Annotated in this window: 16 protein-coding genes and 2 pseudogenes; 8 read left to right on the top strand and 10 right to left on the bottom strand. The window is 35.9% G+C overall.

What is annotated here, in order from left to right; genetic code table 11:
* Positions 1-15: 15 nt before the first annotated feature.
* Complete coding sequence (locus LF822_RS08825) at positions 16-1,521, bottom strand: malate:quinone oxidoreductase (protein WP_253923668.1); 1,506 nt, start codon at positions 1,519-1,521, stop codon at positions 16-18.
* Between the two features lie 1,390 nt (positions 1,522-2,911).
* Between LF822_RS08825 and LF822_RS08820 the strand changes: the two genes are divergently transcribed.
* Positions 2,912-3,124 carry a hypothetical protein gene (locus LF822_RS08820; RefSeq protein WP_253923667.1) on the top strand — a complete coding sequence of 71 codons (213 nt, stop codon included), beginning with the start codon at positions 2,912-2,914 and terminating at the stop codon, positions 3,122-3,124.
* Between the two features lie 597 nt (positions 3,125-3,721).
* On the opposite strand, the gene LF822_RS08815 is transcribed toward LF822_RS08820, so the two are convergent.
* Genes LF822_RS08815 through LF822_RS08795 form a run of 5 tightly spaced genes read right to left on the bottom strand, consistent with a single transcriptional unit; the run spans position 3,722 to position 7,639 of the window.
* On the bottom strand, positions 3,722-4,444 hold the full coding sequence (locus LF822_RS08815; RefSeq protein ID WP_253923666.1) for an ATP-binding cassette domain-containing protein: 723 nt from the start codon (positions 4,442-4,444) through the stop codon (positions 3,722-3,724).
* Complete coding sequence (locus LF822_RS08810) at positions 4,444-4,980, bottom strand: hypothetical protein (RefSeq protein ID WP_253923665.1); 537 nt, start codon at positions 4,978-4,980, stop codon at positions 4,444-4,446. Before LF822_RS08810 ends, LF822_RS08815 begins: the two co-directional genes overlap by 1 nt.
* 20 nt (positions 4,981-5,000) lie before the next feature.
* Positions 5,001-5,537, bottom strand: coding sequence for a stage II sporulation protein M (locus LF822_RS08805; protein WP_253923664.1), 537 nt, complete (start codon positions 5,535-5,537; stop codon positions 5,001-5,003).
* The gene (locus tag LF822_RS08800) at positions 5,521-7,266 is read right to left on the bottom strand and encodes a hypothetical protein (protein ID WP_253923663.1); all 1,746 of its coding nucleotides are present in this window, start codon (positions 7,264-7,266) and stop codon (positions 5,521-5,523) included. The genes LF822_RS08805 and LF822_RS08800 overlap by 17 nt, the downstream gene beginning before the upstream one ends.
* Before the next feature lie 55 nt (positions 7,267-7,321).
* A complete protein-coding gene (locus LF822_RS08795; protein ID WP_253923662.1) occupies positions 7,322-7,639 on the bottom strand; it encodes an uberolysin/carnocyclin family circular bacteriocin in 318 nt (105 codons plus the stop codon).
* Positions 7,640-7,992: 353 nt separating this feature from the next.
* Here LF822_RS08795 and LF822_RS08790 point away from each other — a divergent pair, with 353 nt between their 5' ends.
* Together LF822_RS08790 and LF822_RS08785 are read left to right on the top strand one after the other, a co-directional pair.
* On the top strand, positions 7,993-8,934 hold the full coding sequence (locus LF822_RS08790; protein WP_253923661.1) for an ABC transporter ATP-binding protein: 942 nt from the start codon (positions 7,993-7,995) through the stop codon (positions 8,932-8,934).
* Positions 8,912-9,847 carry an ABC transporter permease gene (locus LF822_RS08785; RefSeq protein ID WP_253923660.1) on the top strand — a complete coding sequence of 312 codons (936 nt, stop codon included), beginning with the start codon at positions 8,912-8,914 and terminating at the stop codon, positions 9,845-9,847. Before LF822_RS08790 ends, LF822_RS08785 begins: the two co-directional genes overlap by 23 nt.
* A gap of 1,006 nt (positions 9,848-10,853) precedes the next feature.
* Here LF822_RS08785 and LF822_RS08780 read toward each other — a convergent pair.
* The 3 genes from LF822_RS08780 to LF822_RS08770 all read right to left on the bottom strand — a co-directional run bounded on the left by LF822_RS08780 (position 10,854) and on the right by LF822_RS08770 (position 13,673).
* A complete protein-coding gene (locus LF822_RS08780) occupies positions 10,854-11,555 on the bottom strand; it encodes an ABC transporter permease (RefSeq protein WP_253923659.1) in 702 nt (233 codons plus the stop codon).
* The gene (locus LF822_RS08775; protein WP_253923658.1) at positions 11,555-12,403 is read right to left on the bottom strand and encodes an ABC transporter ATP-binding protein; all 849 of its coding nucleotides are present in this window, start codon (positions 12,401-12,403) and stop codon (positions 11,555-11,557) included. The genes LF822_RS08780 and LF822_RS08775 overlap by 1 nt, the downstream gene beginning before the upstream one ends.
* A gap of 208 nt (positions 12,404-12,611) precedes the next feature.
* Positions 12,612-13,673 carry a LytTR family transcriptional regulator DNA-binding domain-containing protein gene (locus LF822_RS08770; RefSeq protein WP_253923657.1) on the bottom strand — a complete coding sequence of 354 codons (1,062 nt, stop codon included), beginning with the start codon at positions 13,671-13,673 and terminating at the stop codon, positions 12,612-12,614.
* A gap of 373 nt (positions 13,674-14,046) precedes the next feature.
* Between LF822_RS08770 and LF822_RS23060 the strand changes: the two are divergent.
* From LF822_RS23060 to LF822_RS23055, 5 genes and pseudogenes are all read left to right on the top strand, one after another.
* A pseudogene (locus tag LF822_RS23060) lies at positions 14,047-14,364 on the top strand (glycoside hydrolase family 3 N-terminal domain-containing protein); the annotation flags it as partial.
* Between the two features lie 248 nt (positions 14,365-14,612).
* Complete coding sequence (locus LF822_RS08760; protein ID WP_253923656.1) at positions 14,613-14,777, top strand: hypothetical protein; 165 nt, start codon at positions 14,613-14,615, stop codon at positions 14,775-14,777.
* A gap of 16 nt (positions 14,778-14,793) precedes the next feature.
* On the top strand, positions 14,794-15,111 hold the full coding sequence (locus LF822_RS08755; protein WP_371925894.1) for a glycoside hydrolase family 3 protein: 318 nt from the start codon (positions 14,794-14,796) through the stop codon (positions 15,109-15,111).
* A 236-nt stretch (positions 15,112-15,347) separates the two neighbouring features.
* On the top strand, positions 15,348-16,553 hold the full coding sequence (locus LF822_RS08750) for a PDDEXK-like family protein (RefSeq protein WP_253923654.1): 1,206 nt from the start codon (positions 15,348-15,350) through the stop codon (positions 16,551-16,553).
* Between the two features lie 84 nt (positions 16,554-16,637).
* Positions 16,638-17,058 (top strand): annotated as a pseudogene (locus LF822_RS23055) (phosphorothioated DNA-binding restriction endonuclease family protein).
* Between the two features lie 672 nt (positions 17,059-17,730).
* Here LF822_RS23055 and LF822_RS08740 read toward each other — a convergent pair.
* Positions 17,731-18,027: a hypothetical protein gene (locus tag LF822_RS08740; RefSeq protein WP_253923652.1), complete on the bottom strand. Its 297-nt coding sequence runs from the start codon at positions 18,025-18,027 to the stop codon at positions 17,731-17,733.
* Between the last annotated feature and the right edge of the window lie 4 nt (positions 18,028-18,031).

Here is an 18,031-nt window from a genome sequence, read left to right as displayed (position 1 = left end):
AGACTTCCTTATCAATTATATCGATTCTGCAAGCTTCTCAGTTTCCAGCTTCAGCGTCCGATCCGTCGTTTTATGCACTTCACGGATCAGCTCCGGATTTTCCGATAAGGATTCACCATAAGAAGGAATCATTTCCTTTATCTTCGGCTCCCACTCTTTGATATGGTGCGGGAAGCAGCGTTCTAGTACTTCAAGCATGACGGAAACGGCCGTAGAGGCCCCTGGAGACGCCCCGAGTAGGGCGGCAATCGAGCCGTCAGAGGAACTTACCACTTCGGTTCCAAATTGAAGGGTTCCTTTGCCGGCTTTCGTGTCTTTAATGACCTGCACACGCTGGCCGGCTGTGACTAAATCCCAATCCTCGCTTTTCGCATTCGGGATAAATTCACGCAGCTCTTCCATACGCTGCTCTTTCGACTGGATCACTTGTTCAATCAAGTATTTGGTCAACGATACGTTTTTCACACCGGCCGCTACCATCGTCACGAGATTATCCTTTTTCACCGACGTTAACAAATCGGACAGCGATCCCGTTTTTAAGAACTTAGGTGAGAATCCGGCGAATGGACCGAATAACAGCGACGTCTTATTGTCGATTAAGCGGGTATCTAAGTGCGGCACAGACATAGGGGGAGCCCCTACCTTTGCTTTTCCGTAGACCTTCGCATAGTGCTGCTCAGCCACTTCTGAATTGTTGCAGACCATGAACTGGCCGCTGACCGGGAAGCCGCCGATTTTCTTCGACTCAGGAATGCCCGTCTTCTGAAGCAGGTGCAGACTTCCGCCCCCGCCTCCGATAAAGACGAAGTTCGCCGTGTGGTATTCGATCTTCTCATTCTCGTAATCGTGAATCTTCACTTCCCACAAGCCGTCGCTTGTACGCGTGATATCCTCCACGCTGCGCTTGTAGTTAACCTCAAGACCGTTACTGCGCTCTAAGTGGTCAAACAGCTTACGCGTCAGATCTCCGAAGTTCACGTCCGTACCCGAATCAATTTTAGTCGCAGCGATCGGTTCGCTCACGGTTCGGTTCTCCATCATAAGCGGAATCCATTCTTTAAGCTTTTCCGTATCGTCAGTGAATTCCATGCCCTCAAACAGCGGGTTGTTGGACATCGTTTCGAAACGCTTTCGTAAAAACGACACATTTTTCTCTCCCTGGACAAAACTCATATGAGGCAGCGACAGGATGAACTCCTGCGGATTGCGGATCATATGACTGTTCACAAGGTACGACCAGAACTGTTTAGAGACCTGGAACTGTTCATTCACTTTAATCGCTTTCGTAATATCGATCGAGCCGTCCGGATGCTCCTGAGTGTAGTTCAGCTCACACAGTGCGGCGTGCCCTGTGCCTGCATTATTCCATACGTTTGAGCTTTCCTCTCCTGCACTTCCCAGCCGTTCGAACACCTTCACATTCCAGTCCGGTACTAATTCCTTCAGCAGTGACCCCAATGTAGCACTCATAATTCCTGCACCAATTAAAATCACATCTGTATTTGCTTCTCTGTTGCTCATGATAACCATCCTTATATCCAAAAATTTGGTGAAAAGATGCAGACGTTCACTTAAGTACACCTTTTCTGTGAGTAATCCCTATGATAGCGTTTTATAGATTTAAAAATCACTCTTCTCTGATAATTAAATTATAAACTATTTCCAGTTAGGTTAAAAGTGAGAGTCTGAACACCAAATCAGCGGATCATATTTTTAATTCCTGACAGCTGGTGGCTATTTCTCTTAGGCGGCAAGTAGGGCCCTTGTACTTTTCTTTAAAGTTATAAATTATTAAGAAATTCAAGGTTTTGATTTCCAGTTAAAGTCGATAAAGTACGGCAGTTTGTGTAAGGTCTTGAGCCAAAACTAGAGGTAAGGGATCCTAGGAGTTAACAATGAATTCAATCGTAGAGGAGTAACCCTACCTATGTCCACTTGTATCAAGAAAGCCTTGACATTCAATTAGATCAAATGGTTCGTGACTTTGTAAAAACAGGAAACAATCATAAAAGTAGAGCGAGAAATGTTCTTTGACATCAAGCATCCTAATCACAAAAACAGTTACAAGAACCAATCAAATACCGAAAATGCGGATTGAGAATCTCAGACTTTCCGTTATCGTGACAATGCCGGAACCGCCCCCCTCTATCCAGCACCGAGAACAGTGGTTTGGAGAAACTATCTCACGGTGTGCCAAAAAGGTATGATCACGCGGGAACTCGGATCGTGGTTGGTCTGCCAGAACTGGGGAAGTCAAGAAAACCATGTTTCCAAAAGTCGACGTCCAGCTCTGTGTCAAAGACTTTCAGGCTATAATGCTAATTCTGAGGGCAAGAGCAAGATACGGAACCTGATCTTATTCCAAGAAGGTATAAATTAAAAAGGAATTCTAGAATACCGGTGAGACATACAAGACCTTGTTGACACTACCTAGAACCCGCGTTTAAAATGCAGAATAAACGTATTGATTCTTAGTTCTGCACTAAGTGGTTCAATCATCCGCCATTTATAGCTCAAAGATTGCATCAGCTAATATGCAAAATGCCGGCAATTACCATTTGAAGGGGGTTTCATAATTGCGGGAATTGAAAACGAGCAAAAGTTGTAAAATTTCTCTTCTCAAATCCAGTAGTGTTAACCTACTTAAGAGCGCCTATAACTTTAATTGAAATAATAAATTGATTATTTTGAGTTTAGAATGTAATTAATATGGAAAAACAGAAAACTCCCCCCTTCCTAGATGGGCAGATCGCTATCCCTAATAAATTTCGAGCACAAATATTATAAATACCTATTAAAAGATGGTGGCTAGTCGAAATTAATTTATACAAAATATCAATGAAAAGGAATATAAACGAATTGAGACGAAAACTATAAAATTATATATACTTAATTATGAGAGGTGACTAAATTGAAAACAAAGTTAATCTACAAGCTAGATAATGGAAAAGAAATTGAGACTCATAAGGTAGAGTCCGAAGATTATTTGTTCATACCACAACGAGGCGATGTACTTATGTATGAGGGATGGGGGTATCAAATAGGTGTTAGAGAGTTTTCTTATATGAATGATGCAATAGAAATCACCATATTAGGTTATAGGGAGCGGAAGAAAAGAAAATAACTTTTTTGAAGTTTACTCTTATATCTTAACGCTAAAGTTGCAAATTGCCATTATTAAATTTTCTATTAACAAAGCTGCCGTATTACTTGGCAGCTTTGTTTTATTAAAAACTTAGGCAATAAAAATTAGCCCCCTTAATCAGACTACTCACGCCCCGTTTATTACTCAATGAGTTCTATCCTTGGTAAATAATTTTAATCCAAATGTGGCCATAAAACATGCATTTATTATAATTGACACCTGACCAATTAAGCTATTCTGTAAACCTAAACTATATACTAATATTATTAATATCAAGTTGAAAATCACGATAGATAAGCTCATTTTGTTTAGTTTACTAATAATTAACCCTCCTTCAATAGAATGAAATCTCTAATGAATTTATTTATTCATAAATCTTATAAATATAATAGCATACATACAAATATTATCCTTCGTGTGCCTGAAGGGATTCAATTTTACAGAATTTTTCATAATTGATGGATGATGGATGATTGTAGTTTTGTAATTTAATTTTAAATCCTTGTCTTTTCTTTTGATTCTCCTCTCTCGAGGTAATGTACTAAGACTCCACAATATAACTACAACGATTCTTTATCAATCTTTATTTTTATTTATTAGAGGAAAGTTTGAATTACCTTCGTAAGAAACTATGCCACCTTCATATATTTTACCGTCTTTTAAATTTAATATTCTATTACTCAACCTTTGCTTCAAAGATTCTGAGTGTGAGACAAAGAGCAACGCAGCTTTTTCTTTATTTATATAATCTTTTAAAAGTGCGTGTGCTTGTTCAAACGATTCTTTATCCCACGAAGAAAAAGGTTCATCCATTAAAATAACACTAGGGTTTCTAGCTAGGTTAGCTATAAAAAAAAGCTTTTCTTTCATACCTAAGGAAAACTGTTCAATAGGCTTATCTAAATGTTCTTCCATGTATAAAACTTTCGAAAGTTCATTACACCTATTAACATATTCATTACCATCTTCTAACATCCATAAGTTTCTAATTAATTTTAAATTCTGATACGCCGTGAGAGAATCATATAATAACGGTTTATCAGGCAAGTAAGCAACTTTTTGTTTATAATCTTTCACAGTCATAAGCTTACTATCTTCAAAGGAAATTTTTCCATTGTAAGCTATTACTTTTGCCAATGTCTTTAGGAGAGTGGACTTTCCAGCACCATTTCGTCCAACAATGCAAGTTATTTCTTTACTATATATATTAAAAGAAATATCATTAAGGATATCGTTTTTTGAATCTTCATATGCAAATGTAAGTCCTCTTACTTTTAATAGTGTATTTTTATTGGCCATTAAATTATTGTTCCTCCAATAAATAATAATAGATTTATTACTAACAAAATAATACTTGTTGAAAAACTTACTTTCCTGCTAAAACCAATATAATTAACCAACCCAGTATAGAGAAATATAGATGCTACAAGAGAAAAAACTATTGTTAATATATATACAAACCAGATTATATTCATATCGCTTAAAATCAACATAGCATTTAAACTATTATTGAAGAAGATGATATTGTTAAAAGTTAATATTACGGCAAAGAATTCAGAAACTTTGACTTTATCTATAAAGAAACCTAATATTATTAAAAAAAACATTGATACACAAAAACTTATAATAATAAAAAATGGAGTAGTTATTAAGAAAAACAAAAGGTAAGAAGGAAAGAAACCAAAATCCATATTCACTTGCAAAATGTTATATATTATTAAAGTAATAAAAACTAAAGCAATTGAGAATAACGCAATGTTTTTAAAGAATATATTGACTAACCCTCTTTTTTCATTTCCATTTATGTAAAAACTTGAAACCAGATTGACAAACAACTATATCCCTCTTTTCTATTTTATACAAAACTAATATAATCTTCTATTAAACTTGCTACAAATAAAAGAACTGTACCAAAAATAAAAAAGGCAACTCCTATTTTAATGTATAAAGAGATAATATGGTGTGACACTTTATTCCTTAAGAACATAAGTAAAATATGACCTGAAAAAGTACCACAAATTGCAAATAGGATTAAGGCAGGTAATTCAATTATCAAGTGTGGTAACAAACCGTGAAAAAAACTGAACATTGAATTGTTTAGCTCCAAAACCTTTATTAATTCTCCTATTACTAAGCCATTTATAAAAATTATCAGAAAACTTATCACCCCAAAAGTTAATAATCCTCCTATAACTAACGTCACTGATAAAGTGAAGTTGTTAACAAATATACTCCGAAAATCAACTTCTGTTGGATTTAAAGCAATATTTTCTACATTTATAAATAAATAACCTAATATTATTCCAACTATAAACACTAAGATATAAATAAAAAATAATAACTTAACTGGAATCACATTTTTATACGATTTGTCTTTATGTATCTTTTTCATTTATATACCTAAAACCTTTATTCAATATTTTTCTTGCAATAATCATAAAAATAAAAATTGACAATAAAATATACATAATAAAATATACATGTATATTATTTAATAATTGATAGAGTGGTATAAATATATTAATAAAACTGACAATTAACATAGGCACAAGTATAACCATTCTTGGAATCCCTTGCATTTTAGTCTGCAATTTACTTTCAGCTTTTGTGTTTCCTGCTTCTTGTACGTGATCTACATTAAATTTACTTATATAAGGTGCCATGTATAGCTGAATCATTGGGGCTGTTAAACTTATTACTATAATTAAAACTGTTATTATTGGTATGTAAGAAATATTGGTAATATATATTAAAATAGAGCAAGTGAATAGGTATGTTAATACACTTGGTATAAATAACATTACTAATAATAGTGAGTATTTGGCAGCAAAAAGATGACTTACCCCACGAGGTGAGCTCTTTATCAAAACAATATTTTTTTGCTCTGAGCTAAAAGAAAAAACTTGAGGGTATTCAATATATAAAAGGTAACAGTGGATAAATATAACCATGCTTATGCAAGTAATTAAAACTGAAAACAGCATGCTCATATCTTCCATTACCGTAGCTAGCGCTGCGACGATTCCAAAATAAAAGAAGCTTTCCGATGGATAGATAATAGCCGAAAATACATGGGGGGATATTAACCACCTGTGATGTTCCAAAGTTATTAAATCTTTATTTAGAAGAGTAATGCTTTTATTACTAGAAAGTAGTTTTGTTAGTTTATAAATAACATTAATAAATATAGAAAATATATCTCCATACTTGCTTTTACTAAGTAATGAATTGTTGTAATCAAAGTTAGGTGGAAATAAAAAGACTATCAACATTGAAATCAATATTATAATCGTAAGTAACCAGAAAGCATTCGAGGAATAATCAATTATTGAATTTTCAATAGTACTCTCAATATTATATACGTTTATCTTCCCCATAATTGAATCAAATTTAATGGAAAGCTGATAAGATATATCATTTAAATAGGATTCCTCAACATAAAGATTAAGTTGATTAATATCAGGTCTTATGGTTATTACAAAAAACGAAATTACTCTTGTTAAAAAATACCCAACCAAAAACATAAGAGCAGACGTAACTAAATATAAAACAAAACGAAAGATTCCTATCCTTTTTTTTATCTTATATATTTGATATTCCCCATACAGCCTATTCCCTAAAATATAGAATAAAAAGCATAAAACAATATTAAAGACGATTAATACAAAAGTATTACTAAAACTCAACCCTAATCCTATCGAGAACAGTATAAAAATAGTTAGGAACAAAGAAAGATTTTTAACAAAAAATATTATTATTTCCTCTAATACTAAAGCTAAATAAATGAATCTATTAGTAAGGGGAGACAAGTTAAATAATTCATTCTGTATTGGAAAGTGTGTTCTTCTGTACGATAAAGATCCTGTGATTATTGAAATAAAGATAGTTAATAGTATTACTAATAATATAATACTATGTACAAAGTTTAAAATAGTATCTTGATGACCTGAAACAAAAAAGTATGCAAAAGGTAAACTAATCGCTATTGACAACAAATTTTGAATTATGATCAAGTGTATTGGTTTAAAAGAATATGGTATATATTTTTCTATAATTGAATAATCCTTCTGTAACCTTGATTTTATAGTGATATTTATTATACGGATGGCATACACTAACATAATTTTATACTCCTTAATTTATAAACCAGAAGGCATCTAGCCTTCTGGTCCTATGTTACCAAGCTATAAACGCCCTTCTTCCTCTTTCCTGTAACTCATCTTTTAAGTATTTCATTAATGCAGCCCTTCCAGCATTAGCGACTATGCCAAGACCACCAGTAAGGAACCCACCCAAGATACCAATAATAGTAACTGCGGTTGCTCCACCCGAAATGGAGTCAGCGACTAACCCCCCAACAGCTGATGGCACACCAAACTCCTTAGCCAAATCTGCAATTGGTGCAGTTTGGAGAATGAACGCGTATCCTACCATTAGCACTAACCCAAAACTCAGTAAAATAATAGGTTTTGAAATGTTAATAGATTTATGCATTACTTCACCTCCTTAATAGATTATATGGATTATAGTAACAAAAAAAATTCAGAAAAAAAAGGTTCTTAAAGAAAAATATTACATTTTTGAGTTGTATTAGAACTAAATTGATTAATACAGCTATAGTATTTTAAAAGGTGATTTATGGATTAAAGGGCCTTAATTCTAATTTTATCAGTCAATTCAGACAATATTGGTTTTAATAAATTTAGTATTTTTAAACTAATTAGGTTTTGATTTTTATTATATTGTATTATGCTAATTATTGTAAGAAAAACCAAACTTATTACACTCCAAGATAAGTTACATAAACAAGATTTTCTCAAAATAACTATTCGGTGGTGATTACTAGTATGAAAGAAGTGCTTAGAATTAAAAACGTTAATAAAGTAATTAAAGGCACTCGCATTTTGAAAGATATAAATTTTTCAGTACATTCTGGTGAAATTGTTGGATTTGTAGGACCTAATGGCGCTGGGAAAACATCTACTATAAAATTGATAGTTGGACTTTCGAAGATTGAAGAAGGAGAAATATTTATTTGTGGTTATAACGTGCAAGAAAAATACTCTGAGGCCATTAAGTATGTTGGTGCAATTAGTGAAATGCCACAATTCTATAATTTTATGAGTGCAAGAAAAAACTTAATTCACTACGCGAAAATGAATGGAAAAGTGGATAAAAAATATATTGAAGAAATATTGGAGGTAGTTGATTTATTAAAAGTAATGGACAAGAAAGTTAAAACATTTTCTTTAGGTATGAAACAAAGGTTAGGAATTGCTCAAGCACTTATACATAAGCCTTCATTATTAATTTTAGATGAACCGACAAATGGCCTTGATCCTCAAGGGATCATAGAATTAAGACAAAACCTAATGTTTTTCGCTAAAAATGAAGGAATTGCTATTTTAATATCGAGTCATATTATGTCTGAATTAGAAATTATATGCAGTAAAGTAATAATGATTTCTAATGGGGAAATACTTGAGATTCAAGACTTGCAAAATAATAATAATACTAAAAAAAATAGATACGTTATTACGGTAGATAGTAATCAATTGGCCATTACAAATGAACTCGTAAAACTTTATGATAACAATGCTGTAGTAGATGAAAAGAGTAGTAATCTAATTGTTAATCTACAAATAGAAAAGGTCCCCGATTTTATTAGAACATTAAGCAAGGAAGTTAATATCTACCAATTCAAGAACGCTAATGTAACTTTGGAGGAAAAGTATTTAGCATCTGTGAAAGGGAGGGGAGATCGAAATGATTCGGCTAATACAAAATGAGCTTATGAAACTAACACACAAAGTAAACACTTGGGTGATGATAGCAATTTTGCTTATAAGTGTACTAAGTCTAGGTGTATTTAAAATATATACTCAAAACGAATCGGACAAACAAGCAGATGCATGGAAAGAGGAATTGCGAGCCGAGATTATGACCAATGAAGAGTTTATTGCTAACAATGGTGAGGATTCGATAGCAAGATCAATAATTGAAGAAAATAATTATCGATTAAATAATAATTTACCTCCGCAAGAATCGTTGCCAGATAGTGTATGGACCTTTTTAAGTGATAGTCAAACGCTTATCCAACTAGTTGGTCTTTTTGTAATAGTCACAGCAGCTACAATAGTTTCAACTGAATTTAAAAATGGCACAATTTCACATTTATTAATAAGACCTCCATCGAGAATTGCTATACTATTATCAAAATATGCAACAATTATTATTTATTCAATATTTTTAATGTTTTTTCTATTCGCACTGACTTTTATAATAGGGGTTACAGTATTTGGATTTGACGGAAATTTTGTGCACTTAATCTATAAAAATGGAGAATTACATGAACAATCAATAGTTAATAATATCTTAGTTGTTTACACCGCAAACTGGATAGACATTGTGGTTATCTCCTCTTTAGCTTTTGGACTATCATCTATATTTAATAATGACTCTCTCCCTATAGCTTTAAGCTTATTTTTGTATATCTTGGGTTCTGCAATAACAAGTGTTGTAGCTGCGTTCTTTGATTGGCCAAAATATCTCTTTCTTACAAATAGTTTAGAACAATATTTTACTACTCAGGGACCGCCTATCGACAATATGACAATAGAGTTCTCAATAATTATATTGCTACTTTATTGGATCCTATTTATGACATTTAGTATCATTATCTTTAACAGAAAAGAAGTTTAACGAATAGACAATATTTGAATGATTAGAAGACTTTCTTACATCGCTATGAAGCTCGCTGGTAAACCTAACCTATTAAGACAAAGAGGAGTAAAATAATGAATGTACTTTAGTAGGAAAAAAGTGTTTATTCTTTACACTTTGTTTAAAAGAAACTTTTATGATGCATCATTTAAAGACTGCCCCATTATTGAATCTTTTTTAAGCGGTGAAGTAAACAAACCAGTCTCGCTATTGTAGTGCTTTAAATGCCGCTGATCACGGGTTTTATCCGATGTAAAAAGGATTGAACACTGTTCATATAGGTGATTGATTAAGTAAAAAAACACTTAATCAATCATTTGGAGTTTTATCAACAACGACGACTAAATAAGCATCTGTTAGACGATACTGATTTTACCTACACAAAAAACCTAAAAAGATGGGTTCTAAGGAAAAGTAGTGTTCATAGTATCTAGATAAATTTCAAACCTCTAGAACACAAGCCTAGATCTTTCCTCATGCAACTTTAACCCCCATTTGGGAGTGTTTTTTATAGCGGGCGAAAGACAATCAAATCGGATTGAAGTTAGAAGACCTTGCACCTGAAATACCGTTTCAACACTTCCAGAAAGCATTATTTAATATTGTGATTCAGAAACTTGCACATAAGAGGCATCATTGCTTGGAAAAGATAAGATGAGATAGGGAAGAAAAGTGATCTTCCCTTATGAATGGACCTTATAATTCTTATTGCTCGGTTCTCAGGCTTAACTTTCAGAGGAAGAGTCCCCTTCTTCGCCTTCGTCTCATAATTCCATTCTCCTTCGAGAAACGTAACTGTGAACACTCTTTTCCTATCCTTTGAGTTAGTCCTCCTTATAAAATTTGAAGTTCTTCTGGATTTTTTGTTAGTAATTGGTCGTAAATGGTTATTTATCTTATCTTCATAGGCAACCAACATAGATGGTCTTCCGTATTCTTATAAAAACTTTATAATACGATAAACAAATGAGCAGGGAACACGCTATCAATCGAAACGACGCTTTTTATAAATATAAACCGTGACCAACACACTGGCAACTGCCCATATCGATAAGACGAGGAAGGGTTCACCGACCGACTGGCCGTTTTTCAAATGGAGAAGCAGCTGGCCTAATTGCTGATCCGGCAGATAACCCATCGCATTAATAAGCCACTCGGATTCAATGATCGTTTGAAATATGTCGCCCATGCCGAAAATAAACAACACAGGGATGCCGATGACGGACGTTTCCATTACCGTACGAGAAACCAGTCCGAGAATCGTCCCGATACTGATAAAAATCGTGAGACTAATGAACATCGCTGCCGCAGTGAACAGCATCTGATCAGGCATAGTAATATTCCCGAGCAGGATGACTGCCACAATCATAATGATGCTTGCAACGGCGGAAAGTACACTTTTTCCAATGAAAATTTCCGCTGTATTAAGCGGGGACAGGAGCAGCCCTCTTAACGTGTTCTTCTCTTTTTCTTCGGCAATCACAGCTGCCTGGATAAATGCCCCCACGATGACCATCGTAAGCGTAATCGGCATAAAGACGGCCGCCGACTCGACCTCTTCTCCCTGACTTCTTAATATGAAAGCAAAGAACAGCGGGACGACAGCCGTAGACAGCATATACGCATTTTTCAGAAGATCCCGGTAATCCTTCATAACCACCGCTTGAATTCGTTTGACGGATATCATTAGAACAGCTCCTTTCCTGTAACACGAGCAAAAATATCACCTAAGGTCGGCTCATTGGAATGCACTGAGGCGAGCTGTTGACTGGCGATCGCTGCCCCAATGCGTTCCGCACCTTCATTATCGTTGCCGACGAGCTGCTCTCTTCCATCCTTCAGCAAAAGCGTGATCGAAGAATCCGAGTGACTCACCCGCAGCTCCCGCGGGGGGCCCTGCAGCTGGATGTGTCCTTTATTTAAAAACGCCACCCGATCACAGATCCTTTCCGCTTCATACATATCATGAGTCGTTAAGAAAATCGTGGTGCCTTCTTCGTTTAACGTACGTAAAATGCTGTGAATCCGCTCGGTACTGACAGGGTCCAAGGCAGATGTCGGTTCATCAAGAAATAACAACTCCGGCTTATGCAGAATCGTCCGCGCCAGGGTCACCCGCTGCCTCATTCCCTTGGACAGCTTGCTGACCACCTTCGATTCTTCTCCTGTCAATCCCACTTCATGCAGCACCTCGTCGATGCGCTTATAGGATACATCGTACAATTTACAATATAACCTTAAGTTAGCATCCACCGTTAACCGTTCATATAATCCAGTATTATCCGTTAATACACCAATCCGCTTCATCTGCTTTGGATCCTTTAACTCTTCAACCGAAGCCCCAAACACGTGAACACTTCCGGACTGGTACCCCTCCTGAGCCGTCAGCAGCTTAAGCGTTGTCGTTTTCCCAGACCCGCTCGGCCCTAAGAATCCAAACGTTTCCCCAGTCTGGATCGAGAACGACAAATCATCCAATGCCTTTTTCCCCTCATATTCCTTACGAACGTTCGCAACGTCAATAATGTTACTCATATTCATTTCCCCTTTTCTGCTTTCGCAACTGGATGACTTAAGCTTAAAACGATCTCGTCACCACAGCATTAAAAGAAGTGTGAAAGGAGTAGTTTCACAGGTTGAATGGAGCTATGAAACTATGAATAGAACACGGCAAATGGTCAATGGAGTATAAGAAGCTGTCAGTAAAACGACTTGTCCCGACAATTTCCCGGGAAATATTCACTTACATGCGCAATACCTGTTTTAAATCCTGGAGCTTTCCTTTCGATAATGGTATATTGCTCTTATGATGATCATCAAGAATCAAGCTGTAGCTGTTTCTCGTCCACGTCATCACCTCGCGCACCTTCTGCAGGTTCACGATATAGGAACGATGGCAGCGGAAAAACCCAAACGGCTCCAGCCGCTCCGTTAAATCCTGTAAGGTTATCGTACACGGAAACACCCCGCCCTTGACGTGCAACTGCACCGTGCCATCCACACTTTCCACATAATCAATCTCCGTCGGATCAAAAAGGATCATCTTCTCCTTCACCTTCGCTGGAATACGTTCGACTTGAACGTGCGCACTAGCTTCAGTCTCCGGCAAGCCCTCCGCTTCCTGAACATCATGCTTATCCCGAGCCAATGCCTCGTCCGGCTCCTGCACATCCATTGTCTTTAACCCTTCTTCATTCAAACGATACACATCATTCGTTAAAATCACCGCACTCTCCATATTGCTCGTGATCACTAAAGCCGCTCCGCCCTCTGCCGTATGCTCATTGATCAATTCCCGCAGAATCACCTTGCTTTCTAAATCAATGTTCTGATCCGGCTCTTCTAAAATGACCAGCTCTGGCTTGTGAACGAGAGCCTTCACAAAGGATAAACGCTTCCGCTCCGAATAATTAAGGTGCTTGATACGCTGAGACTTCCTGCTTGATAGATTTACTTTATGTAATAACTCATTAATATCGCCTTTTCTACCGTAAAGCTGCTGGAAAAACCGTAAGTATTCATAAGGAGTTAAACGCTCATATACCCCCTCCTCATGACTAACCCATCCAATACGATGACTATATCGCTTCCATTCAGAAGGATGGGACTGATCGAAGTAAGACATCCTTCCCGATCCTGCTTCTTCTCCGGTTAACACATTAAATAATACCCGGCCCACTATGTGATCGCATTGGATAGCGGCTACTTCGCTTTGGTTTAATTGGAAGTGAAAGGGACGGAACCATACTTTATCGCCTTCGACTTTTCCAGTGTTTTCTATTTTTAGAACAGGATTCTGGGACATGGCAGATTACTCCTTTCTGGAGTTACATAATTGAAATTCGTCATATACCTTTCATCGCTATTATATACAGGGGAGTTAAAAATTTCATTAAACACTGGAAATTACGATAACTTCTTTAACCTTATATATAATGGTGTGTAGTTTCTTACAAGTTATAAATTTTCACTCTCCGTTATAATTATTCCAATAGCTTTGGCTCCAACTACCTGTTACACCATGGTTTTTCTATCTCTGACGATTGGCAGCTTTCTGAAAGTTAGATGTAAACGTTAATCCAGAAAACCCTGTCATCGGCGTGCGTTCTTATTCAGAAAATCTGGATTGGGTTGAGGAATTAGGCTCTGCTCAAGTAACCTGATTTCAAAGCGAAAATGTATCAGCTACAGCCAACCACTTCCCTGGGCACGGTGATACAAACGTAGACTCTCATTACGGTCTGCCCATTATTAACCATGATTTAGAATCACTTCATGAAGTGGATTTAAAACCGTTCAAATCCGCTATCGAGGCAGGAATCGATTCCATAATGCCCGCCCATATTTACGTGCCGACCCTGGATGATTCAGGAATTCCAGCCACTCTATCCAGGCCTTTTCTGACAGATTTATTTAGGGAGAAATGGGTTTTTGAGGGAGTGATCATCACGGACAGCTTAGGAATGTCAGGAGCGAATGTCGTTCCGCCGGAATAAGCGCCGGTAGAAGCCTTCAAGGCAGGAGACGATATCCTGCTCAACCCGCCTAATGTACCTCTAGCCTACAACGTTTTATTTAAAGCTGTAGAAGAAGGAGAAATCTCAGAGAAAAGAGTCGATGAATCCGTATTCCGGATCTTAGAAATGAAATTAAATTTAAACGAGGTCTGTTTGATGATCCAAGTGTTTCAGAGGAAGCCCTTCAAAACATCGGACTGGAAGAAAACTTAGACTTAGCAGATCAAATGACAGAAGATAGTATTACACTTGTAAAAAATGAAGACGTATTACCTTTGGAAGCTGACGACGAAATGTTTGTCACTGGTCCCTCTATCGGAAGCCCGGATTTACTAGCAGATCTGCTCAACAATGAAGGGGTAGAAACCCAGGCAATGGCACAACAGGTATAACCCCCCTTCCAGTGAAATCGAACAGGCTGTTGAGCAAGTTGAAGGAGCAGACAAAGTGATCGTTACTGCCTATACATCTAATACAAATGAAGCCCAGCAGCAGCTTGTTGAAGAGCTGCAAAGCACAGGCAAGGAAGTCATCGTTACTTCTATGAGAAATCCATATAATATTATGGCTTTCCCTGATATTGAAGCGAACGTTCTGACCTACGGATTCGAAGAAATTTCAGTAGAGGCATTAGCCAAAGTATTGACCGGGGAAGTTAACCCTGCAGGAAAACTGCCGGTGACCATTCCAGAGTTATATGATTATGGTCACGGTCTATCCTACTAATTTTAAAAAATGAACCCTCTCAAGTAATTTGTGAGAGGGTTCATTTTTATTTAGAGAGTTTAATACCCATAAACCCTACTACAACCCTTCATTTTAAAGAAAAAATAAAGCTCTCAGCCACCCGTGATATTCACCTCTCAGCACATAATACATTTTCTTTCAGAGGTTTTAATCTTGTATAATAGTAAGCGATAAAATTTTCAAAAAGCACAGCATACATCTAAGGGGAGTTTGTAATGAAAGACTCAGATATTAAAATTTCACAACGCGAGGCGTTGGAGCATTTTCTCATGGACATAGAAATCTTAGATGAGATAGACTCTAAACTTGCACACTTTAATGTCTTCGAGACGCTAGGAATGATACATACGGAGATTCGCCACAGTAATGTCCTCAGTTGGTTACTATCACCAACTGAAAATCATGGGTTAGGAGACTACGTACTTAAAAAGGTGATTCAGTCTATCGTTTATCAAAACTATATCGATAGTGCGAATTTTGCATATTCACCCCTAGAAATATCCTTGCTTGATTACCATGATTTTGTGATACGGAGAGAGTGGAGAGACATAGATGTTGTTGCTGTATCTGAAGCAAACCAACTTGTAGTCACTATCGAAAATAAGGTGTGGAGTAAAGAATCAAAGCATCAGCTCCATAAATATCGTCATATTATTCAGGAGGAGTTTCCTAATTATCAACATCTCTTTATCTTTTTGACACCTTATGGGGACTCTGCTAGCGATGAAGAAAACTGGTTCAGTTTTGACTACAATCAATTCATAAAAATAATAGAAAAAGGAATAAACCTAAAAGGAGACACTATAAGTAATCGTGTTAAGCTTTTCATAGATCAATATATAACAATGGTGAGGAGGTATATTGTGGGGGACGAAGAGTTAGAAAGGATTTGCCGAGAAATTTATTATAAACATAAAAAAGCATTAGATCTTATATTTGAGCACAAACCGGATACATACTCTGATATCGCTAACGACTTGAAGGAACTAGTTACTCAAGAACCTGGATTGATCTTAGATACTTCTCCAAAAACATACATTCGTTTTACTACCAATGAATTAGATGATTTGATAGAAAAGAAAGGAGGAGGGTGGACATCTTCCAAACGCATCCTACTATTCGAATTTCAAAACAAAAACAATAAATTAGCTCTTAAATTAATAATAGGTCCTGGAGACCAAGTTTTAAGAAGAAAAATCTATGACATTGCTATAAACAACAAAAGTGATTTCAGAGGGAAAATAGGAAAATTAATGAACCAGTATACAACAATATATACACAAGAATTTCTCCCAAAGAACTTTGAGGACAATTATGATTATGAAGATATCTTGAAAAGAATAAAAACAAAATTCGATGCTTTTCTAAGAAGTGATGTCCATAATATTCAACAAACCATTATCGATAATTGGAACTCTTGAATGCCCCATTTAAACCTAGTTATTCGAAAGTCCCACTTCCGTGCATTGGATTAAAAAATCTCTTACGGAGAAAGGAGTTATACTTTGGATAGAGCTCAATTCATGAAAAAAGTAAAGCAAATTAACATTTGGAGAAAATATGATCAGCGAGCTCCCCACAAGCCATTATTAATCTTATATGCACTGGGTAAATTGCATACTTTCAAACAAGCTACTCTCCCCTTTTCTGAAGTAGAAGTTGATTTAAAAGCACTTTTGAACGAATTCGGTTGTAACCGTCAAGTAGAAACAAACCTTAACGGTTACCAATGAAGATTTGATCTTAGTTTCTCCCTATGCAACTGGCACAGGGAATTTTGATGAACTTGTTACTTCCTTTCACGATCAAAAAGCAAGGAATCCAGTGTTATCTTTGCACCAACCTAGTCAGGATTTTACGGAATGGCATATTAGAGAGGTTTATAAAGGGGAGAGAGTAAAAAACTATGCAAGAAATAGTGAGTAACCATGAGGGTATGGATCTAAAAAATTAAAGTAAGGGAAGATTAACCATATGTATGTTTTGAAGTATACGTCAGTTGATGAAGACGGGGAAAGATGTATGTATATAGAAGACACAAAGAACAACACAACGCTTATTTTGTATCCACAAGAAATAATATATGCTAAAGCTCCTGGCTTAAAAAAATATCTCTTACTGAACTTAAAAAAAATTAATGAGGGTTTCTACGATATACAGAATAAAGCTACAAACTAGGTCGAAAGAGAAAAGACTAAAGTTAGAATGATGAACTTTAGTCTTTTCTTTCAAAATAATATATTTTTTTGGATTGCAAATGGACTTCTGAATACAAAATAAGAGAAGAGAATAATTACCTACTCTCAGTAATAATTACAACATGCCGCCCATGGATTCACCTAGTTAAATAGAGTTAAATAAATACCGAAACACTTTCCGATTTAAGGCAATCTCAAGGGCAAGAACAAATTCTGGATTATTATAACGTAACCATAAATGCATCAAAGTATGTCATCAAGTATGTCAATTACACTAAGTTTAACTTTTTTAAAACGCTAAGACGGTTAATAACAGTCTTATGTTACCCAAATGTTACTCTTATCAATTCTAAAGTTATCAATTGATAACATTAAAATGGACGAGCTTTTTTATTTCCATTCAATTTCTGGAAGCATTTTCTCCGTCTAAATAATATAAAAAGCTTGAAGTTTCTTTTAGTTTTTTTACACGTTTCTTTTGATACGGACCATAACCTACAAGTTCATTCAAATCTTCTTTTAGTAGCTCCATAACATTATTCGGTATGTACCCCTTTTTTTGAATGAGATCTGCACCAGTATATTCTAATTCGAATTCTGGTGATGAACCGTAAGTTGCTGATCTCCCCCTAATGATAATGGTGTAAGGAGTCTTCTCGCTAACACCTTCAATATAAACTATGCATCTCAAAGCCATATAC

This window comes from Halobacillus sp. A5, from assembly GCF_024189315.1.
GTDB lineage: Bacteria > Bacillota > Bacilli > Bacillales > Halobacillaceae > Halobacillus_A.
Note: the sequence above shows the minus strand (reverse complement) of the source record. Positions and strands in the feature narration are given on the sequence as shown.